Raw genomic sequence first — 24,493 nt, 5'->3', positions numbered from 1 at the left:
GCTTTTTTTATCAACAATAAAAAATGGAGATAAGACAATAGGTCTAAAGGCAAATTAGCATATAGGCAAATTACCAATATCGAATTCCTAACCAATTGCTTTGAAAATAAAATGGAATATGGAGGTCACCAATTTGGTTTATTGGTTAAAAAAAAGCGGGACTTTCCCAGACCCGCTTTGTTAATTATGCCTTCTTTTTGGCAAACTTGCCTTTCTTTTTAATATCAGGTTGATTTTCAATGATTTCTAAGGTTTCAGCGTAAGTTAAATTTTCAGCTTCTTTTCCTTTTGGAATTTTGAAATTGTTTTTTCCAAACTTGATGTAAGGTCCCCATCTACCATTTAAAATCTGAATTTCTACATTTTCTTCGAAGGTTTTGATATGCTTCTTATCATCAGCTTCTCTTTTGTCTTCGATGAGTTTGATGGCTTCTTCTTCATTGATTGTCATCGGATCCTGTTCTTTTCCCAAGGAAACAAACTTATCATCATGTCTCAGGTAAGGTCCAAACTTACCGATAGCAGCAACGATTTTTTTGTCCTCAAAAAAGCCTACTTCTCTCGGTAATTTGAAAAGTTCCAAGGCATCTTCCAAGGTTATGTTTTCGATAAACTGGCCTTTTTTCATGCTGGCAAACTGCTTCTGTTCGTCGTCTTGGTCACCTATTTGAACCAATGGCCCGAATTTTCCGAGTCTTGCAAATATGGATTTACCTGATTTTGGATCTTTGCCTAGTTCACGTGCACTGTTGACATCGGCTCTCGCCACATTCGCCGTTTCCTCTACCCGCAAATGGAATTTGCTGTAGAATCCTTCGATCATATCCTCCCAATTTTGTCCTCCCCTTGCGATATCATCAAATTCCTTTTCTACTTTGGCGGTAAAAGAAAAGTCGATCACATTGGGAAAATGCTCTACCAAGAAATCATTGACTACCATGGCAATATTGGTTGGGAAAAGCTTGTTTTTATCCGCCCCGGTTACTTCTTTTTTGGTTTCTTTTGAAAATTGGCCTTTTACCAATTTCATTTCAGTATAATTTCTATCTGTACCCTCCCTCGATTCTTTGGTTACATAATCTCTTTTTTGGATCGTAGATATGGTAGGAGCATAAGTGGACGGACGTCCGATACCCATTTCTTCCAATTTCTTTACCAGGGAAGCTTCAGTATATCTTGGTGCGGGTCTGGAGAAGGTTTCCTTCCCTTTCAGTTCTTCTAAGTCAAGGTTTTGACCAATGCTTACAGGGGGTATCAGCCCTTTGTTTCCATTTTCCTCATCCTCTGGTTCATCGTCGGTATCTTCAAGATAGACTTTCAAAAATCCTTCAAACTTGATGACTTCACCTGAAGCAATCAGTTTTTCGGGTGTCGTAGATATGCCAATGGTGACTATGGTTCTTTCAAGTTGGGCATCAGCCATCTGTGAAGCAATTGCCCTCTTCCAGATCAGTTCATACAATCGCTGTTCATTCCGGTCACCGTTCACCTCACTTTTTGCAAAGTCGGTCGGTCGGATAGCTTCGTGGGCTTCCTGGGCACTTTCAGATTTGGTAGTGAATTTTCTAGGTTGATGAAATTCAGGACCAAAAGAGGAAGTGATTTCATTTTTTGCAGCAGTGATTGCATCCTCGGACAGGTTGACACTATCTGTCCTCATGTATGTGATCTTTCCCGCCTCATAGAGTTTTTGGGCTACTGACATGGTCTGCGCCACAGAAAAACTCAATTTTCTACTTGCTTCTTGTTGCAGTGTGGAAGTGGTAAAGGGAGCTGCAGGGGATTTTTTAGCAGGTTTTTTCTCAAGGTTTTCTACAGAAAAATCTGCTCCGATACATTTTTTAATAAAATCTTCAGCATCTGCCTGACTTTCAAATTTCTTGGGAAGTTCTGCCGATAGTCTTTTCCCTTTTACATCAAAAACGGCTGTAATCCTGTAGGAAGATTTCGATTTGAACTTTTCGATTTCTCTTTCTCTCTCTACAATCAAGCGAACAGCTACAGATTGAACCCTGCCTGCCGATAATCCTGCTTTTATTTTTTTCCAGAGTATTGGTGAAAGTTCAAATCCCACCAACCTGTCCAATATCCTTCTTGCCTGCTGTGCATTGACAAGGTCAATGTCAATTTTTCTTGGATTTTCTATCGCTTTCAGTATCGCGTTTTTTGTAATTTCTCTAAAAACGATCCTTTTGGTCTGCTCATCCTTCAAATTTAATACTTCCTTAAGATGCCAAGAAATAGCTTCCCCCTCACGGTCATCATCACTTGCTAGGTAGATGGTTTCTGCATCTTTTACCAGGCTTTTCAATTGCTTGATCACATCCCTCTTGTCAGGTGTGATTTCATAAGTCGGTTTGAACTTGTTCTTCACATCAATGGCATTGTCCCCTTTCGGTAGATCACGGACATGACCATAGCTTGATGCTACTTTAAAATCCTTGCCGAGATACCCTTCAATTGTTTTTGCTTTGGCAGGTGACTCTACTATCACTAAATTTTTTGACATAATTTGGTTTACTTAAAAGATTGGCTCGCCGCTTGTAGCTATCCATTTAAAATCCTAAAAATAGACTGCAATATATTCCTATCCAAATAAAGGTGAATTTCATGTTTTTAATAAATTTGATTTCTATTTCCTTGATATGGATTTAATAACATAAAAAATGGCTCTTTCAAAATTTTTGTACCTCCTTCGACATGGACAGGCAGAGCCTGGAATCGGTCCTATTGGCGACCTCAAAAGGCCATTGACTGAAATTGGAATGTCCCGTATAAAACAGGTATCCCAAGTTCTGGCGACAAGGGAAATTACTTTTGACCTGATTTTGGCAAGCCCCGCAGTAAGGACTTCTCAAACTTCAAAAATTATTTCTAATGCTGTTTTTTCTAAAGAAAGATTGGAGGTGGATGAAATCTACGATGCTGAGGTAAATGACCTATTAAAAACCGTATACAAAGTGAACTCCGATGTAAGGAATCTGCTTATAGTGGGCCATAATCCTTCATTAAGTTCATTGGTGATGTTGCTCACTGGCAATGATTCCGTCAATTTACATCCCGGAATGTTGGCCATAATTGAGATTGAGGTAGAGGATTGGAATCACATAGGAAGGAATACCGGAATCCTCAAAGAAGTAATATAGTAAGCTGAAAGGATTGAACTGAATATACCCAATTTTCATTTTTTAGCCTAATTGGCATAAAAAAAGCGCCTTCTTATTAGAAAGCGCTTTCCTGAATTGATTTTCAGACTGGATTTTTAAAATCTAATCTAAAAGCGTATGCTTATTTCTTCAAATCACCCTTTACTTCGTCCATGATTTTTTCAACGTCTTTGACGGCAAGGTTTTTATCCTTAGCATGGAATGAAGCAAGTTTTGCAAATGAACCACTGAAATAACCTGTAAGAAGGTTTTTGATTGAAAAGCTTCGGTATTCGTCCTTAGAAACTATCGGGAAATACTCATGTGATTTTCCGTAAGCTTTGTGATTGACAAATCCTTTTCTTTCCAAAATCCTCACTATCGTAGAGACAGTGTTGTAAGCTGGTTTTGGTTCGGACATTTTTTCGAGGATATCTTTGACGAAACCTTTCTCGATATCCCACAGAATCTGCATGATCTGCTCTTCTGCGCGGGTTAGTTCTCTCATAATGTGTTTAAGTTTAAATTCGTTTCCAACTTATCCATTTAGTTTCTTAATTCCAAGCAAAGGATTCAAATCTTTTTTTAGAAATAGTAAAAAAAAATTGTCCGTCTCTTAATTTAGTTAACCGCTATAAGATTAATGAAAAAAAATCATTTAAAAGTTATGAAATGCATATATCAACGTTTTAACAGAAAATATACTGATACAAAAAAAAACCTCCTTAAGGAGGTTTTTTTAAAGAAGAAATATAATTATTCCGTTTAAATTGACCGGAGTTTGATGATACCGCTAGCATGTAGTAGCTTGACTATCGGATATGTTGGGTCAAACTCGTACCATTTTACAGCAAAGTTGGCTCGATTGGGAAGTTTGTGGTGATTGTTCTGAAATAATTCCCCGAGCATCAAAAGGTCCAACAACAAGCTGTTCTTGGATTTGTCATTGTTGTCAAAGTTGGCATAGCCGTATTTATGACCGCTCCAGTTTACGATTGCACCATGAACCGGACCCATCATAAAATGAATTGGCAATAAAAAGTACATCCACCAGTGTGTTCCTGACAATTCAAAAACTGAAATGCTCAGAACGTAAACCATTACATAAAATACACCCCACGCCAATCTCACGATCATGGTGTCAGCAAATAGATCAAACTTATTCCAATCCGGAACATCTTTGGAAAACCTTTCCTCAGGCTTCAATTTGAAGCTAAAGTAATCGTTATAGATATTCTTTGTCTTCCACATCATCGTAAAAAGATTTTCAGTGTGATGTGGACTGTGGGGATCTTTTGGAGTGTCACTGTAGGCATGGTGCATTCTATGGAGAATGGCATATGCTCTCGGAGACAGGTATGAACTACCCTGGCAAGCCCAAGTGAAGAAATAAAAGAATTTCTCCCAATATTTATTCATGGAAAACATTTGATGGGCTGCATACCTGTGCAGAAAGAAGCTTTGGCAAAACAAAGAGAAATACCAATGCAACAAGAAGAAAACGATTAATATCACTGTTTAGGGATTGAGATTAAGAATTGATTGTAAAGATATGTCCAATATTCAATAATTGAAATCAAAGATAAAGGAACGGCTCAATAAAGGCAATAATCATACTTTGATTAGATCTATAAACTTTAATAATGTGGATATAATATTTAAACCCGCCGTAACTATAAAAAGTTTGAGGGTTTCAATGCAATCATTAATTTTAAGCATTAAAAAACCTATATATGAGCAAATCCAGTGATGTTTTGAATATAATTTTACAGTTAATCCTAGGCTCTATTTCTGTGCTGATTGCCCAATATATCCTACCGGGGGTAGCTGTTGCCGATTTTTTTACGGCATTGGTAGTTGCTGCTTTGCTGACGCTATTCAATCTGACTATCAAACCAATCTTGATTTTTTTGACAATCCCGATTACAATTTTGACTTTAGGGTTGTTTTTGCTTGCGATAAATGCCATCCTGATTTTATTGGCCGCGGAGCTAATTCCGGGATTTTCGGTGGATGGCTTTTGGTGGGCTTTATTGTTTAGCCTTATCTTGAGCTTAATCAATTCCCTGTTGGGGGTGAGTTTGGGTAGGACTCGGTAGTATCAGGAATGGTTTGGTCATAGAGTCTTTTATAATAAATCTTTTCTCCGCTTTGGTTTTTGAAGTAATGCTTTTGAATTGATTTTTCAACAACCACCAATAACACGTACTTTTCTGTTTCTACATTTTTTTCAGATAATTCTATTGTCTCCAAAAGTTCAAACCGTAAAGTTGGATGCGGGTCACAATTTTCAAAAAGGGCTTTTTCGACCATAAAAACCTCTTCTTCGGGATCTACGCCTATTATTTTTTTCTTGTCCGAAACTCCGATCAAAATTATTCCGCCTTCAGTATTTGCGAAGGCTACTAAGGTTTTGGCAAGTTTTTGGGATGAAGTGATGGATTGTTTAAAATCGATTGTCTGTCCTTCTTTCCTATTTAGGAGGTATTTTAAAAATTCTTCATTTTTTTTCGGTAATAACATTTTTTTATAATATAAATACTTGTATTTTAATTACTTAAATGCGAAATCGCTTGCATCTGTGGTCATTATGCTTTTAAGTTAGCAGAAACCGTTGTATGTTGTCTTTAATTTTAGCAACTTTTATCATATGAAATACCAAAATGAAGGTTTTGTTCCTGAAACAATCGAAGCCTTGAAAAAAGAACTTGAAACGTCGAAGAAGAATTTCAAGATTGTAGCTGGGGAAGATAATTCCGAGGAGTTTGTAAATTTTTATTTTATAGGAATGCATGAAGGCAAGGAAGTAATCTATGATGCCGCACTCTATACCTTAAGGCTACACCATGCATCAGAAGTTTATGAATTGGCGGAGCACGAGGCTGCTAAGAAATTCTCCAATTTTAAGGGGATACATTACGAAGAAGATGAAAATGGCAATCTCAAGCCGTTGACCAGTGAGGAGGAAGAAATCGGATGGTTTATGACAGAAATCATCATGGACATCGAGGAGGAAGAATCTGTGAAAGTGCAGGAGTTTGTAGATGTGGACATGAACCATGACTACGGGATAGGATTGGATGCAGCCCTTAATGTGGACGAAATAGATGAAAGGGTAATTACAAAATTTGTCAAGGAATTTAACGATGATACTTTGGCTTTGGACGATACTTCGTATGCCTTCCAATCAGAGGAAGAGGATGTGGATGATTAGCAGGACATTTTTGTCAAACCATTATTGAAAACGCTTGTTATACGACAAGCGTTTTTCGTGTTATGCTCAAAATTGCCTGGTCTCCTATATATAACCATTCCCTTCCGGAGGGACACAGATTTCCGATGGAGAAATACAACCTTCTCCCCGAACAACTTCTCTATGAAGGAACTATAAGTGCGTCAAATTTTTTTTCTCCTACAATCCTTGAAGAAAAATGGATTATAAATTCTCACCATCAAAGTTATCTTGAAAAGCTAAAATCCCTCAGCCTCAATAAATCTGAAATCAGGAAAACAGGTTTTCCTCTCAGCCATGAATTGGTTCAAAGAGAAATGCACATTATGCAGGGTTCGGTGCAGGCATCGGTTTTTGCTTTGGAATTTGGGATTGGAATGAACATCGCCGGGGGCACCCATCATTCTTTTGCAGATAGGGGAGAAGGCTTCTGTTTATTGAATGACATTGCGATTGCTTCAAATTATCTTTTGGACAATAACCTGGTAAAAAAGATATTGGTAGTGGACCTTGATGTGCATCAGGGAAATGGAACAGCAAGTATGTTTGAAGCGAACTCATCCGTTTTTACTTTCAGTATGCACGGCGCTTCCAATTATCCTTTGCACAAAGAATCTTCAGACCTCGATATCGGTTTGCCTGACCAAACGGATGATGCGCATTATCTCAAAATTTTGAAAGAAACCTTACCGGGATTGGTGGATTCCTTTGAACCGGAATTTATCATTTACCAAAGTGGGGTTGATGTTTTGAAATCGGATAAGCTGGGAAGATTGGCACTTAGCATCGCAGGTTGTAGGGAGAGAGATAAATTTGTTTTAGAATTGGCAAAAATCAATTCTATTCCGATTATGTGTTGCATGGGAGGCGGCTATTCCGAAAAATTGAGTCTTATCATTGAGGCGCATGCCAATACGTTTAGGCTTGCACAGGATCTTTATTTCTAAAAAAATGAAAAAACTAAAGAGAAAATGGCTTTTTTATGCCGTGAGCGGGATTTTGGTCATGGGATTTGGGTTAAGTGTCATGGGCGAGGCACTCATCGCCAAAGCCTTGGGAAAAGCTTTTGTAAACTGGTTTTTGATCGGAACAGCAGGACTGGCGTTGATTTTTGCCGGATTGTCAGTTTTTGGTCAGGCCATTGTCTTCAAAAGCCTGATTGATCAAAAGAAAAACCATCTTTAACGGAAATTAACAATTGACCCCTGAAATAAAATTTGCAAAAAAGATACTTTGTTTATATTTGCGCCAATTAGAAAAAATACAGACGTGAAAGAAACAGCAAAATTATTAGTCTTGGCAGGTATTCTAGCTTTGACATTTTCCTCGTGTGACCAAGCAGGTAAAACCACTGAAGGAGCGGCATCAACCGAATCAAAAGAAACAGTAAGTGTGGCAGATTTGAAAGTTGCCTACGTTTTGACCGACAGCGTGATTGCCCGATATACTTATTTCAAAGAGAAATCCGGTGACATCACCCAAAAGGGAAAGAATTTTGAAAGTGAATTGGGCTCAAGAGCAAAGGGATTTGAGCAAGAAGTTGCCAATTTTCAACAGTCTGCTCAGGCAATGACCCCAAACCAAGCGCGTGCAAAACAGGAGGAATTGGTTAAAAAAGAACAAAACCTCGTAACTTACAGAGATAATATCATGCAGGAATTGTCAGGAGACGAATCCAAATTATACAGCGATGTGTATGATCAGATCCAGGAATATCTTACAGAATATGCACAGGCAAATAACCTTGAAATGGTACTTTCCTATACCAGAGGCGGAGCCATCTGGTATTCTAATAAAGCATTGGATATCACCGATATAGTGGTCGAAGGACTCAATAAAAAGTACGAAGCCTCAAAAGTACCGGCTCCCGCAAAATAATAATTTCAAAACATTCTAAAAGCCCGTCATCACATGTCGGGCTTTTTTTATGTTTATTAAATTGGTACTTTCGCACCGGAAAATTCAAAAACTGCTCTATGAAAATCACAGAATTTTTAAAACATAATTTTAGACATTTCAATGCTGCTGCCCTTATAGATGCAGCTGAAGGCTATAAGACCCATCTGGACAACAATGGTAAGATGATGGTTACCTTAGCCGGGGCAATGTCTACAGCTGAAATGGGTATTTCGCTTGCCGAAATGATCCGTCAAAATAAAATTCAAATCATCTCTTGTACAGGTGCCAACTTGGAAGAAGATGTCTTCAACTTAGTGGCCCATGATTATTATGAGAGAATCCCCAATTACAGGGAATTGTCTCCTGCTCAGGAGCAGGACCTGCTTAGCAGGCACATGAACAGGGTAACGGATACCTGTATCCCTGAAATGGAAGCCATGAGAAGGATCGAAAATGTGATTTTGGAAGAATGGGTGAAGGCAGATCAAGCCGGAGAATCCTATTTTCCACATGAGTTTTTCTACAAGATACTTTTATCCGGTAAGCTGGATGCAAGCTTTCAGATTGATCCAAAAAATTCGTGGTTGTTAGAAGCTGCGAAGAAAAACCTTCCGATCATCGTTCCTGGATGGGAAGATTCAACTTTGGCCAATATGTTTGCTGGTCACGTTATTTCGGGCGATGTGAAGAATGTGCATACTGTAAGGACCGGTATTGAGTATATGATGTTTCTGGCCGAATGGTATACCCAAAATGCAACCGAAGAAAGTACAGTTGGATTTTTTCAAATTGGCGGGGGAATTGCTGGTGATTTTCCGATTTGTGTTGTTCCGATGCTCCATCAGGATCTTCAGCGAGACAATGTGCCTCTTTGGGGTTATTTCTGTCAGATTTCAGATTCTACGACATCTTATGGATCCTATTCCGGCGCAGTGCCAAACGAAAAAATAACCTGGGGAAAACTTGGACTTGACACACCAAAATTTATTATAGAATCAGATGCTACCATTGTGGCACCGCTGATTTTTGCCATTGTCCTAGACCAATAAAATGAACTTATCAAGTATCCGTATTTCTTTAAAAGCAAGTGGGCTAACCCTACTTGCTTTTTTCCTTTACTCAGCACTGTCCGCGCAGGAAATTACACCAATAAAACTCTTGAATTCGCCTTATGATGAGCAAAACCCGGTTTTCTCACCCAATGGCGAGTTATTTTTCACTATCGGTTTACATCCCGAAAATGCAGGAGGTCCGACTGATTTTGGGGATATCTGGTTTGGCAAAATGGACGGGAACGGAGTTTGGCAGAAGCCTCAAAGAATTCCCGACTTATCTACCCAAGGCAATGATGTTTTCGTAGGGTTCTTGGATCCCTTGACAGCATTGGTCTACCACAGTGGTCAAAATGGAAAGAAACAGGGGATACACCAATATTCGCGGTTCGGTAATTCATGGAATTATATCCGCCCTTTGGAAATGGGGAATTTTAAGAACAATGGGACTCATTTTAGTGGCAGACTTTCTTCAGATGGCAGCATCCTTGTAATGTCCATGGCTTCTTTTGGGAGTTTTGGAAATGAGGATATCTATGTCAGTTTCAAACAATCAGAGACAGTTTGGTCCTCTCCCTTCAACTTGGGTCCTCAAATCAACACCTACGCCCAAGAACACACCCCATACTTATCTGAAGATCTTCAAACACTTTATTTTTCATCCAATTCTAAAGAAAACAGAAGGGGAAAAGATATTTATTATTCCCAAAGAAAAGGGAAAGCTTGGGACAGTTGGACAGCGCCTTTGCCAATTCAATACACAAATACCCAAGGCTCAGAAATGGGATATACCAAATTCTCCGGAAAAGAGGATGCTGCAATTTTTACCAGTACACAAAACAGTGAAGGTTTTGGGGATTTTTTCATAGTCAAATTCCAGACAATTGAACCTCTGGCCACAGAGGAAGTCACGATCCCCGAACTGCCAACAGCAATTATGCAGGAGGAGATTGTGCCAAAAACCGAAGCTTTGGTGGTTTTGGAAAAATCCGATTCTGTGAAAACAAAAACCGAGTCAATTAAACCGGTTATACCAACGATGGTGGTTGATACGGTGGTTAGAATTACAGAAACTATTGCTGAAATAATTCCTCCCAATGCCTCAATTTCCAAAACAACACAAAGACGGGGACTTGTTAAAGTCTTGGATGCCCAAACCAAAAACCCTATTGACTACAAAATAGAAATCAGCAATGAAAGGGGAATTAAAAAAGTAATTCCAAGTCAGGAGCAACTTTGGGATGAATTGGATGATCCCCAATGGGTCAATTTCACGGTCAGCGCAAAAGGGTACATTCCCCAACTTTTAGACAGAAACACCTGGATCGAATCAGAAGGAAAAGAAATTTTGTTGAAGCCTGCAGTAGCAGGAACGGCTATCATCTTGGAAAATATCCAGTTCAACAGGGGTACATCTGATTTTGCAGATGCAAAGTCTATCCAGGTTTTGGATGATTTTGTATTATTTCTCAAAGAAAATCCCACCATCAAAATCAGATTGGAAGGCCATACAGATAATGCAGGAGATCCGTCCCTGAACAAAGACTTGTCCATGAAAAGGGCTTCAAAAATCAGAGCCTACCTGACCATCAATGGAATTGAATTTGAAAGAATCAGGACTTCAGGATGGGGTGGAACCCGGCCAATTGCAGACAACAATACTGAGGAAGGAAGAACGATCAACCGAAGGGTTGAAATGCTGATTGAGAATTGACCTTACTAGTTTAGATTAATGGTTATATATTATTGAATATCAATAGTATATAACCATTTTTTTTATCTTATTGACATAGAACTCTTTCTAATTAGATCATGTAATTTTTTATATTTCTGATCCAATCTCCCGACCAAATCAGCTTTTATTTTTTATTGAAGGCCAAACAAAAAATAATAATTCAAGTATGGAATAGTAAATATTTGCTAAAGGCATTTATATTAGTACATACCCAAATTAACCGATGATAGAAAAGAGGAAATTAACTTTGAAAGATATTGCAAAAGAACTTGGGATATCGGTTTCTACAGCTTCACGCGCTTTAAAAGAACACCCTGACATTGCAAAAGATACGATTCGTTTAGTTAAGGAATATGCTGAGGCCCACCATTATGTCCCCAATTTTTTGGCTGTTAACTTTAGGAAAAGCAGAACCTTCAACATAGGCCTGATCGTACCCGAATTGGTTCACCATTTTTTTTCGACCGTCATCAGCGGAGCTATCGATGAAGCAAAAAAATGTGGTTACAATGTATTGGTCAGCCAATCGAATGACTTGCTCAAAGATGAAATAGTAGCCTGCCGCACCATGTTGGCATCAAGTGTCGATGGACTCTTGATTTCCATTTCCAATGAAACCTTGGAAGGAGATCATTTATCGGATTTCATTTCCGAAGGAAAACCTGTCATCCAATTTGATAAAATCACAGACCAACTAGACACTCCCAAAGTAACGGTAGATGACTTCGAAGGTGCCTACCACGCTGTTAGCCATTTAATCGACCAAGGATATGGACGGATCGCCCACCTCCGAGGTAGAGAAAATGTCAAAAATGCAAAAGAAAGATTTGAAGGCTACCGAAAAGCGTTGTCGGATCATGAGATGGAGTTTTCCGATAATTGGGTAAAATCCTGTATCGCCATAAGTGAACAGGAGGGTTTTGATTTTGCCAAAGAACTGATGGAAGGAAACAATCCACCGGATGCCTTTTTTTGCATTACTGATCTTGTGGCCTTGGGAGTTATCAAATACCTCAAAGGTGCCGGGTATCAAATTCCGGGTCAGGTAGGGGTAATGGGATTCAGCAATTGGAAACTCGCGGAGGTGGTAAGTCCGGGTTTAAGTTCTGTAGACCAATTTGGGTATGAGATGGGAATCAAATCCATGAAACTACTGATCGAATTGATACAGAATCATGATTTGGAAAACCATGAAACCTTCGAAATCAAAACCAAATTAATCGTAAGAGAGTCTTCCTTGAAAAGACAGAAATAAGTAACATTTTCTTAACATTAATGTAAAGAATTTTTAATGTCATATGGCAGGAATTGAATTGAATGCTATATTTGTGTATTTAAAATGCAATTTATGGAGACCTTCTTTTCTTTTGCCCTACTGACCGTCACCTACTCGTTATTTTTTTTATCTATTTATCCGGAAAAGTACCTGAAAAAAGTCAGCCATATCTATAGCCATAGGAATTTTCCTGAATACACTAAATTCTCTCTTTCCGTCCCGATATTTTTTTCATTTCTATTGGGATATTCATTGGCTGCAACCATGGTATTTCTTTTTATCCGATAGGAAAAAGTATAAAACCATCAAAATTACTATTGAGTTATCCAATCAGTATTTTTAAATTTGATTTTTTCCAACCTTAAATACTGACAATCATGGGTAAAGGAGACATCAAATCCCGGAAAGGAAAAATCTGGAAAGGATCATTTGGGGCCTGCAGACCAAAATCCAAAAGGAACCAAGCTTCGAGGAAAATCAAACTCGGCTTTTCAAAAAAATGATTTTCCGGAATCAAAGCATTGCGACAAAGGCAATGCTTTTTATTTTTAAATAGACTCAGAGTTGGTTTGCCGCTTGAATATTAATTAAATTAGAAAATTACAAAAAGGTTTTTTCGTGAATAATCCTAAAGTTTTACAGATATTAAAGGATTCCCCATGGCTGGAAGCGCATGCGCAGGATATCCAAGAACGGTATGAAAGATACCTTGCCACGATCAAATTTATAAACCATGGTTATGGCAACCTTTTGGAGTTTGCACGGGCACATGAGTACTATGGTATTCATTTTGACAGCTTTAGAAAGGGCTGGGTATACCGGGAATGGGCTCCAAAAGCATTTAACTTATTTTTGATGGGTGATTTCAATCATTGGAACAGGTATAGCCATCGAATGAAAAAAGACCACCGAGGCGATTGGGAGATATTTTTGCCATATGAAGAATATAAAAATTCTTTTGTTCATCAAAGTAGCGTTAAGGTACACATCGAAGGTGAAAATGGAGCCTTGGACAGGATCCCTGCCTATATTCGGAGAGTGATTCAGGATGAAGCCACGCATGATTTTACAGGTCAGCTTTGGTTTCCGGAGGAGCAATTTTTATGGACTGACCTGGGTTTTGACCCTACGGAGAATCTCAGGCAACCCCTAATCTATGAATGCCATGTTGGGATGGCTCAAGAAAAACTGGGAGTGGGTACCTATATGGAATTCGCTGAAAACATACTTCCAAGAATCAAAGCTGCAGGATATAATACTATTCAGATGATGGCGGTGATGGAGCATCCCTATTATGGATCATTTGGCTATCACGTTTCCAATTACTTTTGTCCGACCTCAAGGTTTGGAACTCCGGAAGAATTGAAGTTTTTGATCAACAAAGCCCATGAAATGGGAATTTCTGTTGTCATGGACCTCGTCCACTCACATGCTGTCAAAAATGTATTTGAAGGTTTGAATGAGTTTGACGGTTCGGACCATCAATACTTTCATCCCGGTCCAAGGGGATACCATGAAGGATGGGACTCCAAACTGTTTGATTATGGCAAATTGGAAGTGAAACATTTCTTACTCTCCAATGTGCGCTATTGGCTTGAGGAATTTCACTTTGATGGCTTTAGATGGGATGGAGCTACCTCCATTATCTACCTTCACCATGGAAACATTTCATTTGACAATTTGGAAAAATACTTCGACGCAGGTGTGGATGTGGATGCGTTGATTTACCTGCAATTGGCCAATCAGTTGATTCATGATTTTTCACAAAATGCCATTTCCATTGCGGAGGAAGTGACAGGAATGCCAGGTCTCTGCCGGAAAATAGACGAAGGAGGAATTGGTTTTGACTATAGATTGGCAATGGGGATTCCGGATTTTTGGATCAAAACACTGAAACATCAACCTGATGAGCATTGGGATCTTTTCAATATGTGGCATGAACTGACCAACAGACCCGCAACAGAAAAAACCATTGCCTATGCAGAATCCCACGACCAGGCATTGGTAGGGGACAAATCCATTGCTTTTTGGCTGATGGACAAAGAGATGTATTCCAGCATGTCAAAGCTTCAGTCAAGTCTCGTAGTGGACAGGGGAGTAGCTTTGCATAAAATGATCCGGATGATCACCATTTCACTTGGCGGAGAGGGCTACCTGAATTTTATTGGCAATGAATTTGGTCATCCCGAATGGATAGATTTTCCCAGAAAAGGCAATGATTGGAGCTACCAATATGCCCGAAGGCAATGGTCCTTGGTGGACACCGACCACCTCCGGTACCATGATTTGTTTGATTGGGATAAAGCCATGATCAAATTGGTCTCTGAATATCAGGTCTTGGCCTCACCTCCCGCAAATCAGCTTCATTTGGATCCGGATAAAAAAATCCTCGTTTTTGAAAGGGCGGGATTGATTTTTGCGTTTTGCTTCCATGTTTCCGAATCCTATTTCGGCTTTGAATTCAAAGTTCCCGAAAAAGGAAAGTACAAAATCGTCCTAAACTCGGACGACAAAAAATTTGGAGGATTTTCAAGAATTGAAGGGAATCCTATTTATTCTACAGATAAGAAGCAGCAACTCCAGATTTATCTTCCCAACAGGACTTGTTTGATTTTCAAAAAACAATAAAGGGGCTCAAGGCCCCTTTATTTTTGTATCCAATGACAGGTATCAACTAAACTTCAAGAAAAGCCTTACTCTCCGTATGAGCAGAAAGGTATTCTGGGCCATTGTCTTCAGGTTAAAACGAACCATAATCCCTAATGTTGAATTAAATTTATTAATAGGCATCATAGGTTTTTTAATGGTTCTATATAGAAATGAGCAGGAGTTTGTTCGAATAAATTTTTTTGGAATCAATCCAAGAACTTGTCCAGCTCGGAATAAAACCAATCCGGTTCGTCATAAAAAACAAAGTGGTAAGCGCTTTCGGCTATCAATAGCTTGTATTCAGGAATGGTTTTCAATTGGTCATCCATATTTTTTTCAACAGATTCTTTTGTTGAGCCATAAGGTTCATAAGCAGCCCAAGAACCAAAAACCAAGACAGGAACTTTGATTTTATCCATTAATGGCCTGATGTCCGTGGTGTACATTTCACCATAAGCTTGCCCTATGACGGCAGGATTGCTTTTTATTCCCATTTCGACCACCTTAGGACGCTTAGCTTCAGTGGCAATCATGGATGCGATCATCATTTCCTGATTTGCCTTTGCAGCCTCAGGTGACATGTTTGACATGGCTGTGGTCATTTGGGAAGAAACTGCTTTGGCTGTCTCGGCGGTGATTCCGGGCATTACCAAAACCGGAAAATAAGGCACACCGTCCACTGACACGATTCTGCCAAAAACATCCGGTGCCTCAGCTGCAGCCCAAAGTCCCAAAAATCCGCCCATGCTGTGTCCAATGAGGGTTGGTTTATTCAGTTTGTTTTCCTTCACATAAGCAATCAATTCATTTTTGACTTCTTCCAGATAATGATTCGCTTCGCCTTTTTCTCCATTTCCAAATCCTTTGATCCTGACCAAGTGGAGTTCATTTTTGGTTTTATATTTTTCGACAAACTCATCCCAAACTTCAGGTGCACAGGCCATACCGTGGATCAAAATTATAGGCTTTCCTTTTCCGACAACTGTGGTGGAAATCAATTCTTGGTTGGCAGAAACAGTTGACATTTGGAAGATGACCAAAATAAAGGCCACTAACATCCATTTGATTTTGTTGGTTTTCATAGTTTTTTGTTTTTGTTTGTCCAAAATTGGAGGTTGAAAACCAACTGAGAAAAATCATTTGACGAAGAGAGATTACTTCCTGACCATCTGTTTGAATTGGGTAAATTTTTGAAAAAGACCGTTTTTACCTTGTAAATAATCCTGGTATGGTGATTTATTTTGGTTTGTCCTTCATATTATCCCTTTGGTCAAGTAATTCTTATTTTTGGTCAATACCAATATTTTAAAAATAGGAGTATGGTTAATTTAGCCTCGAAACATAAGCAGAGTTTTTGATTTGATTGGTCTGAAGCATAACCATGATACAGATCGGATGAAAAGGGCTTCTGTAAAGCAAAGAGTGTTTCTAATCAAATTTTAAAATGGTAAATCTCGGAAATTGGACCTATGGTATTCTATCAAAAATAGGCCGGTATAAAGTCCATCATATCCTGTTTTGGATGTTGTATTATGTGTTTTGGCTATTTACATACCAGAGTATGTATAAGGACTTCAGCCTGCTTATGAAAGTAACCTCGGTGTATCTGTTTTCGCATGCGACTCTTTATTATACCTCCCAATACTTCCTCAATCCCAAATTACTGAAGAAAGACCGTTCATTTCTATTTCTGATTTCATTTTTGGGTCTTTGTGTATTGCTGTCGTTGTTGATGTATGCTGCAATAGCATTGATCATGGGTAAATCTCCAGATGACCTTTTTCAAGCTCCTTTTTTCCAAATCATCTCTGTATTTTTCTTCTCCAATTTCTTTGCCGCAGGCATCATGTTGGCGATAAAGGGATATTTTGAAACCCGGAAAATGCATCGGAAAAATGAATTGCTAGAGAAAGAAAGACTTGAAAGCGAATTGCAGTTTCTGAAATCCCAAGTCAATCCCCATTTCCTTTTCAATGCCATCAACAGTGTGTATGTTTTGATCCGGATCAATCCCGAATTGGCATCGGATACTTTGATCAAACTTTCCAATTTGCTTCGTTCCCAACTTTATGATTTTTCGGCCGAAAAGATAGAAATACAGCAGGAAATCGAGTATCTCAAAAATTATATTGAACTGGAAAAAATCCGCAAAGGGGAGCGCCTCGAACTGTCGTTTGAAGAAGGCGATAATCTTGAAGACTTTTCAATTGCCCCGTTGATTCTGATTCCGTTTCTTGAAAATTGTTTCAAACATCTGTCCACCCATACCGATCGACCCAATATAGTCAAGGTTAAAATTTGGTTGGAGGATGGTTTCCTTTTGGCTTATTTTTACAACACCACCGAACCCAAAGAAAAAAATCATGCAAGAAATACAGGGGGAATAGGACTTGTAAATATCAAAAGGAGGCTAGAACTGCTCTATCCAAAATCCCATTGGATTGAAACCAAAGCGGAAAATGACAGTTACGAAGTCAGGTTGAAAATCAGAATGAAGTAATATGAAAATCCGGACAATCATTGTAGAGGACGAACCGCTTGCAAGGGAAGGACTGAAAAGCTATGTCAGGGAAATTGATTCCTTGGAGCTTTGTGCTACCTGCGAAAACGCCCTTGAAGCCAATGAGGTGCTCAAAATTGAAAAGCTGGATCTGATGTTTTTGGATATCCAAATGCCCAAAATCACGGGAATTGACTTTCTCAAATCTCTCCAAACGCCACCGATGGTGATCCTGACCACTGCTTATCCCAATTATGCCCTACAGGGATTTGAATTGGATGTGGTGGATTATTTGGTCAAACCTTATCCCTTTGGCAGGTTTTTGAAAGCTGTAAACAAAGCCAAGGATTTATTCCAACTAAGACAAAATCCTAAAGAAAACCCGATTCAAAAAGAATCGATTTTTGTCAAAGTCGATAATATCCTGAAAAGGGTCTTGCTCCAGGATATCATTTACATCGAAGGAATGGAGAATTATGTAGCGATCCACACCGGCGAAGGTCGGCTGATTACACTCATGACTATGAAAAGCATGGAGGAAAACCTTCCTACTGACAGATTCCTGAGGATTCACAAGACCTACATTATTTCCAAAAACCACGTCAAGGGAATAAAAGGCAATGAAATAGACATGGGAAAAACAAAAGTTCCCATGTCCAGAAATAGAAGAAATGAAATCATCGATGAACTGATCGGGCGTTGATTCCTGATAATTTCTCGCTCAAAATCACTTGAGAATCCCTGAATAAATCAGACCTGCTTCCACTCCCCGGATTTCTGCCAAACCTTTCAACCTTCCGATTGCAGTATAACCAGGATTGACAATCGGTTTTTTGATATCATCCAACATCTGATGACCATGGTCAGGACGCATCGGAATGGATATTTGACGTTTTTGCTGGACTTTCAGAATTTGATGGATCACTGCTTCCATGGGTACATCACCGGTCAAGTGGTCATCTTCATAGAAGTTGCCATCGACGTCCCTTCTTGTGCTTCTGAGGTGGATAAAATGGATATGGTCTCCAAACGCTTCAACCATTGCAGGAAGGTCATTGTCCGCTCTGACACCATAAGATCCTGTGCAGAAAGTAAATCCATTATTTGGGCTGTTATTATCCGAAATGAGCCTTTTCATATCCTTTGCGGTACTCATCACTCTTGGCAATCCAAAAACATCAAAAGGAGGGTCATCGGGATGTATGGCCATTTTGACCCCGTTTTTCTCAGCAATCGGCAGTATTGCATCCAAAAAAAGTTGAAGGTTTCTCTCTAACTCTGCATGTCCGATTCCTTGGTAAGAGTCCAAAGCGGCCTGAAACTGCTCCATGGTATAGCCTTCTTCAGATCCAGGAAGACCTTTGAGGATATTGTCATTCACCCTTTTGAGAGTTTCTTCAGAAGCGTTTTCAAAAAATTCTTTGGCTTTTTGGATTTCCTGTGGAGTATATTCCTTTTCGGCACCTTTTCTTTTCAACATAAACAAATCGAAGGCCACGACTTCCTTTTTCTCAAACCGAAGCGCCTTTGCGCCATTGGGAAGTGTCCATGCCAATTCTGTCCTCGTCCAATCCAAAATCGGCATAAAATTATAGCAGACGATTTGGATGCCTTCTGAAGCAAGGTTTTCTAAGGTGGTTTTGTAATTTTCTATGTTTCTTAGGAAATCCCCTGACTTGGTTTTGATGTTTTCATGGACGGGAACAGATTCCACCACAGACCATTTCAAGCCTGCTGATTCGATGGTATTTTTTCGCGTTCTGATTTCCTCTTTGGTCCAAATTTCTCCGTTTGGGATATGGTGAAGGGCAGATACAATTCCTGTGGCACCTGCCTGACGGATATCTGCCAAACTCACCGGATCTTTGGGACCATACCAACGCATGGTTTGCTCCATTTTATAAGCCATAGTATTTTGTAGTAAGGGTTGTAATTGTTGTAGTGGTTGTAATGGTTGTAGTGGTTGGAAATGTTGTAGTTGTTGTAATTGTTGTCTGCTTCGCGTTGTCAGGAGGCTTGGTACTTGGTACTTAATACTTTGTTCAATCAAGATTAATCTTTGTCTCAAATCTCACATCTTGAGTCTTTTGTCTTATATCTTGCGTCTTTTTACACCCCGGAATAAGCACTGAAACCTCCATCGACTGCGATAATTGTCCCTGTCACAAACTTTGAAGCATCAGAACAAAGCCACTGAAGTGTTCCCAACAAGTCCTCGGGTTTTCCGAATCGGGCCATTGGCGTGTGGTTGATGATCTGATTTCCTCTTTGGGTAAGGCTTCCGTCTCCTTCTGTGAGCAATGACCTGTTTTGCTCAGTCAGAAAAAATCCGGGAGCAATGGCATTGACCCGGAAGTCAGGTCCATATTTGGTGTTGAGCTCCACTGCCATCCATTTGGTCAGGTTATCGATAGCAGCTTTGGCAGATGCATAACCCATCACTCGGGTCATCGGTCTGCTCGCCGCCATGGAGGAGATATTGATGATATTCCCCTTACTGTTAGGCAGCATCAATGGAATAAAATGTTTGATAGGAATGAATGTGCCCTGATAATTTAAATCCATGACATTTTTTACAGCCTCAACGGACAATTCACCTATCGTCTGATCCGGTCTGACCACAGCACCGGGTAAGTTTCCTCCCGCAAGGTTGATAAGAATATCAACGGTTCGATATCTTGATTGGATCTGTCGGGCGGCAGCTTCCACTTGATTCTCTTTGGTCACATCCGCTAAAAACCCATCTGCTTTCCCATTTCTAGACCTGATTTCGCTGACCAATTTTTCAACTTTTGATGCTGTCCTGCCAATAACTAACACGTTGGCACCTTCCTTAGCTAGGTGAAAAGCCATCGCTTCGCCTAAAACTCCGGTGGCACCGGTAATGATTATTTTTTTATCTGTGATATCAAACATGCTGGTTTTGGTTAATTACCGAAATCAAAATACTCATTGGCATTATTGTAACAGATGTCTGAGATGATTTTCCCGATCCACTGCTCATCATTTGGTAATTCTCCATTTGCGATATCCCTTCCAAATAGGTTGCATAAAATCCTTCGGAAATATTCATGCCGCGGAAAGGAAAGAAAACTTCTGGAATCAGTAAGCATCCCGACAAAACAGGATATCAAGCCAATATTAGACAGGGAATTGATCTGTTTTTCCATGCCGTCTTTTTGATCCAAAAACCACCAAGCCGACCCAAACTGAATTTTTCCTTTGATACTTCCATCGTTGAAATTGCCTGCCATGGTAGCGATTACTTCATTGTCTGATGGATTGAGGTTGTAGATGACGGTCTTGGCTAATTGGTCGGATTTATCCAATTCATTGAGAAATCCCGACAGGGCAGAAGCCTGACTGAAATCCCCGATGGAATCAAATCCGGTGTCAGGTCCCAATTTGGTAAGACTTCTGGTGTTGTTGTTTCTCAAAGCACCCAAATGGAACTGTTGTACCCAACCTTTGGCATGGTACATTTTTCCCAATTCTATCAATGTCCGGTATTTGAAGAATGAGATTTCTTCTTTGCTCAGAACTTGTGCCGAAATTGCTTTCTTGAATATGGTATCCAAATCAAGATTTGAATCCGGTTCAAAGTACAGGCTTTCCAAACCATGATCCGAAAGTCTTCCACCCACCTGATGAAAAAATTCTATCCTGTTTTGAAGTGCTGCCAAAAGATCATCGAAGGAATTGATGGAAATAGAAGAGGCTGCAGATAGCTTTTCGATATAGCTGTGGTAAGTCAAGGGATTTTCGACCGCAAAGGCTTTATCAGGCCGGAAAGCCGGTTTCATTTTTAAACCTGTTCCTTGTTTGGCAAAATTCTGATGATGGATCAGGCTGTCGGTAGGATCGTCCGTAGTGCAGACCACCTTCACATTCATTTTTGACAGCAATCCTTGGGTACTGAATTCGGGAGATTGAAGTTGACTGCTGGTCAGTTCATATATATCCCTTGCATTGTTTTGATTCAGTGTATGATGTATTCCAAAATACCGCATCAGTTCCAAATGGGTCCAATGGTATAGCGGGTTTCTCATGGTATAGGGAACGGCATAGGCCCATCTTTCAAATTTTTCCCAATCACTTGCCTTTCCTGTGATGTATTCTTCGGAAATACCCAAAGCACGCATTGCCCTCCATTTATAATGATCACCTGCCAGCCAAATGGAAGTGATGTTTTCGAAAATTTTATTCTCTGCTATTTGATCCGGAGCCAAATGATTGTGGTAATCAATGATGGGTTGACCGGCAGCGTAGTCATGGTATAGAATCTTTGCATACTTATTTTCCAGCAAAAAATCTTCTGTTATAAATGATGGGCTTACTTTTGACATTGACACAGGCATGGGTTTCAAGGATTACAAAGATAATGTCAATTTAATCCAATAAAGAGAATTCCAATTAACCATTCTTCAATTTTTGATGCAAACGATTTCGGGTCAAAGGTTCAATTTTAACTGTAAAGATCAAGGAATTGTGGTTAGTTTGCTTAATCGAAAAAAGGATGGTTATTTTAAAAATGAATTACTCTTTGCAAAGAAAAAATGGCAGAAGTTAACATCAAATACCTCGCTGCAAAATTGAAACTCTCCCCCTCAACGGTCTCCAGAGCGCTCAATGACAGCTATGAAATCAGCCAACCGACCAAAGAGAGGGTCGTAGCAATGGCGAAAGAGCTCAATTACCAGCCAAACCCATTTGCAAGAAGTCTTCGGGAACAGAAGAGTAAAACAATTGCGGTCATCATCCCCGAAAGGATCAATAATTTTTTTAGTCAGGTGATAGATGGTATTGAAGAAATCACCCAAGAATATGGCTACCATCTTTTGGTCTACAGTACCCATGAAAATGTGGAAACGGAAAGAAAAATAGTCTCTTACCTGTTAAATGGAAGGGTCGATGCGATCGTGATGTCTGTTTCCAGTCAGACAAAGAAAATAGACCATTTGGAGACAGTTTATTCAAAAGGAGTGCCGCTGATATTTTTTGACCGGATATGTCAGGAAATCCCGACTACAAAATTTATCAGCAACGATTATGAGAATGGATTTAAAGCCACTATCCACCTAATCGAAAGGGGTTGCAAAAGAATATTCTTTTTAATGTTGTCAAAAGAAATATCAATAGGGAGAGAAAGGTTGCGTGGATATCAGGATGCACTCAAGAAATTTGGCTTGCCCTATGAAGAAAATTGGATTGTCCAATGCAGTCAATCCGAGGAGGCCAATATCAAACTGATTGCCAAGATTCTATACGGCTTGGATAGACCGGATGGAATTTTGGCTTCTGTGGAAAAGTTAGCCATTGCAACTTACCATGCAGCTCGCGAAACAAAACTTGAAATGCCAAAGGATTTTAAAATGGTAAGTTTTTCCAATATGAAAATCGCAGGTTTATTAAAACCGTCATTAACCACCATTTCCCAGCCGGCCTTTGAGATTGGATCAGAAATGGCCAAGCTACTCATGAAAAAACTTACCAAACCCAACCAGCCGGCCTTTGAAAACAAGGTTATCCAAATGCCTTCACAAATAGATTTTAGAGAATCATCAAACTGAGAAATCCATAAAAAAACCCTATCAGAATTTTCCGATAGGGCAGTTAAATAGGTTCATGTGAGAAATTAGATTTTCAATTTAGGTTCCCAGCCTTTTTCATATTGCCTAGACCAAAGCTCCATTCCTTTTTTATTTTTGATGTGACCGTTTGTAGGATCACATTCGAAGTTTTCCCCGATTCGGTGGGAGATATTTGCTAAATGACAAAGCAAAGTACTGACAGCACCTTCATCGATGGTAGAGTTTTGCTTCTCTTTACCTCTGATGGCTTCAAAGAAATTTGTCACATGGACTGTAGTCATATCTCCGCCGCCGCCCAAGTTGGTGCTTCCCTCGACATTTCCGGTTTTGACTTCTTTGATTAGCTTGCCATTGCGGTCAAATAGCCTGTACAATTCTCTGTTGACAAATACAGAACCCTCAGAACCATAGATGATCGTTCCCCTGTCAGAGCCATAAGTGGCGTAGTTGTTTCTGCTTTTTCCATCCCAAAGGATGGTCTTGTCACCCTCAAATTTGAAAGTAGCAAGCATTGTATCATACATCGTCCAACCGTCGTTGACAAAATGGTACTTGCCTGAATCTACGGTCACATGCTTGGGGTATTCCACCTGAAGTGCCCAACGTGCCACGTCCAACTCATGGGTGGCATTGTTTCCTGTTTCGGCTGTCCCATAATCCCAACCATACCAATGCCAGTTATAATCCCATGTATTGTGGGTATAACTTCTCCTTGGTGCCGGTCCCTGGAATAACTCCCAATCCAATCCTTCAGGTGGATTGGCTGCCGTCTGCAAGGGAACTTCGCCCCGGCCATTGATATAAAAAGCAACGGCTCTAAAAGCTTTACCTATAATACCATTATGAATCTGATTGATGATTTCAATGGTATGGTCAGAGGACCGCTGTTGGTTACCCATTTGGATTACCTTGTTGTACTTGTTTTTATAAGCAATCAATAACTCACCTTCCCAAGGATTGTGGCTGCAAGGTTTTTCCACGTAGACATGTTTTTCGGCTTCCACTGCCATCCATGTCCCCGGCGCATGCCAATGGTCAGGGGTAGCATTGATCAGGACATCGACTTCCTTGTCTTCAATGACTTTTATGATGCTATTTTCAAGTTTGGGTGAATAATCGATGTGCTTGGAAAAACTTGCAGCAGCATTGTCTCTTTGGGATTTCATGACATCGCAAAGCGTAACTAGGCGGACATTGCTTTTCGGCATCGCAATCGGTTCATAAAAAGCACCTAGTCTCCTTCCCAAGCCTGCTATGGCGACATTGAGACGGTCATTGGCACCGATAATGTTCCCGTAGCTTTTGGCTGAGAAACCAACTGCTCCCAAATAGGAAACCCCTGCTGTGGCCAAAGCTGCTTTTTTGATGAATTCCCTTCGGTTGTTTTTATTATTGTCCATGGTTATTGGGTTA

At 39.8% G+C, this 24,493-nt stretch carries 23 protein-coding genes; 14 read left to right on the top strand and 9 right to left on the bottom strand.

The genetic code is table 11. From position 1 onward, the window contains the following. Positions 1–184: 184 nt before the first annotated feature. Positions 185–2,509: a type I DNA topoisomerase gene (gene topA / locus MMU05_RS06435; RefSeq protein ID WP_241140854.1), complete on the bottom strand. Its 2,325-nt coding sequence runs from the start codon at positions 2,507–2,509 to the stop codon at positions 185–187. Between the two features lie 157 nt (positions 2,510–2,666). Here topA and MMU05_RS06430 point away from each other — a divergent pair, with 157 nt between their 5' ends. Beyond that, on the top strand, positions 2,667–3,146 hold the full coding sequence (locus MMU05_RS06430) for a SixA phosphatase family protein (RefSeq protein WP_241140853.1): 480 nt from the start codon (positions 2,667–2,669) through the stop codon (positions 3,144–3,146). A 142-nt stretch (positions 3,147–3,288) separates the two neighbouring features. Here MMU05_RS06430 and MMU05_RS06425 read toward each other — a convergent pair whose 3' ends face one another. Then, positions 3,289–3,654: a BlaI/MecI/CopY family transcriptional regulator gene (locus MMU05_RS06425; protein ID WP_241140852.1), complete on the bottom strand. Its 366-nt coding sequence runs from the start codon at positions 3,652–3,654 to the stop codon at positions 3,289–3,291. 257 nt (positions 3,655–3,911) lie between these two features. Continuing rightward, positions 3,912–4,661, bottom strand: coding sequence for an acyl-CoA desaturase (locus MMU05_RS06420; RefSeq protein WP_241140851.1), 750 nt, complete (start codon positions 4,659–4,661; stop codon positions 3,912–3,914). A 218-nt stretch (positions 4,662–4,879) separates the two neighbouring features. On the opposite strand from MMU05_RS06420, the gene MMU05_RS06415 reads away from it, so the two are divergent. Next, positions 4,880–5,245, top strand: a complete 366-nt coding sequence (locus MMU05_RS06415) for a phage holin family protein (protein ID WP_241140850.1) — start codon at positions 4,880–4,882, stop codon at positions 5,243–5,245. Here MMU05_RS06415 and MMU05_RS06410 read toward each other — a convergent pair. Continuing rightward, positions 5,205–5,669: an AlbA family DNA-binding domain-containing protein gene (locus MMU05_RS06410; RefSeq protein ID WP_241140849.1), complete on the bottom strand. Its 465-nt coding sequence runs from the start codon at positions 5,667–5,669 to the stop codon at positions 5,205–5,207. The two genes, MMU05_RS06415 and MMU05_RS06410, sit on opposite strands and share 41 nt — an antisense overlap. Before the next feature lie 127 nt (positions 5,670–5,796). Between MMU05_RS06410 and MMU05_RS06405 the strand changes: the two genes are divergently transcribed. From MMU05_RS06405 to MMU05_RS06365, 9 genes are all read left to right on the top strand, one after another. After that, positions 5,797–6,360 (top strand): hypothetical protein, encoded by a 564-nt coding sequence (locus MMU05_RS06405; RefSeq protein ID WP_241140848.1) that lies wholly within the window; start codon positions 5,797–5,799, stop codon positions 6,358–6,360. A gap of 62 nt (positions 6,361–6,422) precedes the next feature. After that, the gene (locus MMU05_RS06400; RefSeq protein ID WP_241140847.1) at positions 6,423–7,325 is read left to right on the top strand and encodes a histone deacetylase family protein; all 903 of its coding nucleotides are present in this window, start codon (positions 6,423–6,425) and stop codon (positions 7,323–7,325) included. Positions 7,326–7,329: 4 nt separating this feature from the next. Then, positions 7,330–7,563 (top strand): hypothetical protein, encoded by a 234-nt coding sequence (locus MMU05_RS06395; RefSeq protein WP_241140846.1) that lies wholly within the window; start codon positions 7,330–7,332, stop codon positions 7,561–7,563. An 84-nt stretch (positions 7,564–7,647) separates the two neighbouring features. After that, positions 7,648–8,256, top strand: a complete 609-nt coding sequence (locus tag MMU05_RS06390; RefSeq protein ID WP_241140845.1) for an OmpH/Skp family outer membrane protein — start codon at positions 7,648–7,650, stop codon at positions 8,254–8,256. A 98-nt stretch (positions 8,257–8,354) separates the two neighbouring features. Next, the gene (locus MMU05_RS06385; protein WP_241140844.1) at positions 8,355–9,326 is read left to right on the top strand and encodes a deoxyhypusine synthase family protein; all 972 of its coding nucleotides are present in this window, start codon (positions 8,355–8,357) and stop codon (positions 9,324–9,326) included. A gap of 1 nt (position 9,327) precedes the next feature. Continuing rightward, the gene (locus MMU05_RS06380; protein ID WP_241140843.1) at positions 9,328–11,043 is read left to right on the top strand and encodes an OmpA family protein; all 1,716 of its coding nucleotides are present in this window, start codon (positions 9,328–9,330) and stop codon (positions 11,041–11,043) included. 268 nt (positions 11,044–11,311) lie between these two features. Beyond that, positions 11,312–12,319 carry a LacI family DNA-binding transcriptional regulator gene (locus MMU05_RS06375; protein WP_241140842.1) on the top strand — a complete coding sequence of 336 codons (1,008 nt, stop codon included), beginning with the start codon at positions 11,312–11,314 and terminating at the stop codon, positions 12,317–12,319. A 398-nt stretch (positions 12,320–12,717) separates the two neighbouring features. Further along, positions 12,718–12,843, top strand: a complete 126-nt coding sequence (locus MMU05_RS06370; protein ID WP_241140841.1) for a 30S ribosomal protein THX — start codon at positions 12,718–12,720, stop codon at positions 12,841–12,843. 115 nt (positions 12,844–12,958) lie between these two features. After that, positions 12,959–14,968 carry an alpha amylase C-terminal domain-containing protein gene (locus MMU05_RS06365; RefSeq protein WP_241140840.1) on the top strand — a complete coding sequence of 670 codons (2,010 nt, stop codon included), beginning with the start codon at positions 12,959–12,961 and terminating at the stop codon, positions 14,966–14,968. A 227-nt stretch (positions 14,969–15,195) separates the two neighbouring features. Here the strand turns inward: MMU05_RS06365 and MMU05_RS06360 are convergent, their stop codons facing one another. After that, entirely contained in the window at positions 15,196–16,071 is an 876-nt protein-coding gene (locus tag MMU05_RS06360; protein WP_241140839.1) for an alpha/beta fold hydrolase, read from the bottom strand. A 362-nt stretch (positions 16,072–16,433) separates the two neighbouring features. Here MMU05_RS06360 and MMU05_RS06355 point away from each other — a divergent pair, with 362 nt between their 5' ends. Together MMU05_RS06355 and MMU05_RS06350 are read left to right on the top strand one after the other, a co-directional pair. Then, a complete protein-coding gene (locus MMU05_RS06355) occupies positions 16,434–17,489 on the top strand; it encodes a sensor histidine kinase (RefSeq protein WP_241140838.1) in 1,056 nt (351 codons plus the stop codon). A gap of 1 nt (position 17,490) precedes the next feature. Continuing rightward, positions 17,491–18,192 (top strand): LytR/AlgR family response regulator transcription factor, encoded by a 702-nt coding sequence (locus MMU05_RS06350; protein ID WP_241140837.1) that lies wholly within the window; start codon positions 17,491–17,493, stop codon positions 18,190–18,192. 24 nt (positions 18,193–18,216) lie between these two features. On the opposite strand, the gene uxuA is transcribed toward MMU05_RS06350, so the two are convergent. The 3 genes from uxuA to uxaC all read right to left on the bottom strand — a co-directional run bounded on the left by uxuA (position 18,217) and on the right by uxaC (position 21,835). Continuing rightward, positions 18,217–19,398 carry a mannonate dehydratase gene (gene uxuA / locus MMU05_RS06345; RefSeq protein WP_241140836.1) on the bottom strand — a complete coding sequence of 394 codons (1,182 nt, stop codon included), beginning with the start codon at positions 19,396–19,398 and terminating at the stop codon, positions 18,217–18,219. Positions 19,399–19,598: 200 nt separating this feature from the next. Further along, positions 19,599–20,405: an SDR family oxidoreductase gene (locus MMU05_RS06340; RefSeq protein WP_241140835.1), complete on the bottom strand. Its 807-nt coding sequence runs from the start codon at positions 20,403–20,405 to the stop codon at positions 19,599–19,601. 11 nt (positions 20,406–20,416) lie between these two features. Next, complete coding sequence (uxaC, locus tag MMU05_RS06335) at positions 20,417–21,835, bottom strand: glucuronate isomerase (protein ID WP_241140834.1); 1,419 nt, start codon at positions 21,833–21,835, stop codon at positions 20,417–20,419. Positions 21,836–22,045: 210 nt separating this feature from the next. Between uxaC and MMU05_RS06330 the strand changes: the two genes are divergently transcribed. After that, positions 22,046–23,059, top strand: coding sequence for a LacI family DNA-binding transcriptional regulator (locus MMU05_RS06330; protein ID WP_241140833.1), 1,014 nt, complete (start codon positions 22,046–22,048; stop codon positions 23,057–23,059). Positions 23,060–23,124: 65 nt separating this feature from the next. Here the strand turns inward: MMU05_RS06330 and MMU05_RS06325 are convergent, their stop codons facing one another. Beyond that, positions 23,125–24,480 carry a Gfo/Idh/MocA family protein gene (locus tag MMU05_RS06325; RefSeq protein ID WP_241140832.1) on the bottom strand — a complete coding sequence of 452 codons (1,356 nt, stop codon included), beginning with the start codon at positions 24,478–24,480 and terminating at the stop codon, positions 23,125–23,127. Positions 24,481–24,493: the final 13 nt, after the last annotated feature.

Origin of the sequence: Cognataquiflexum rubidum (assembly GCF_022538115.1) — a bacterium.
Lineage (GTDB): Bacteria > Bacteroidota > Bacteroidia > Cytophagales > Cyclobacteriaceae > Cognataquiflexum > Cognataquiflexum rubidum.
This window is presented reverse-complemented; position numbering and strand designations above follow the sequence as displayed.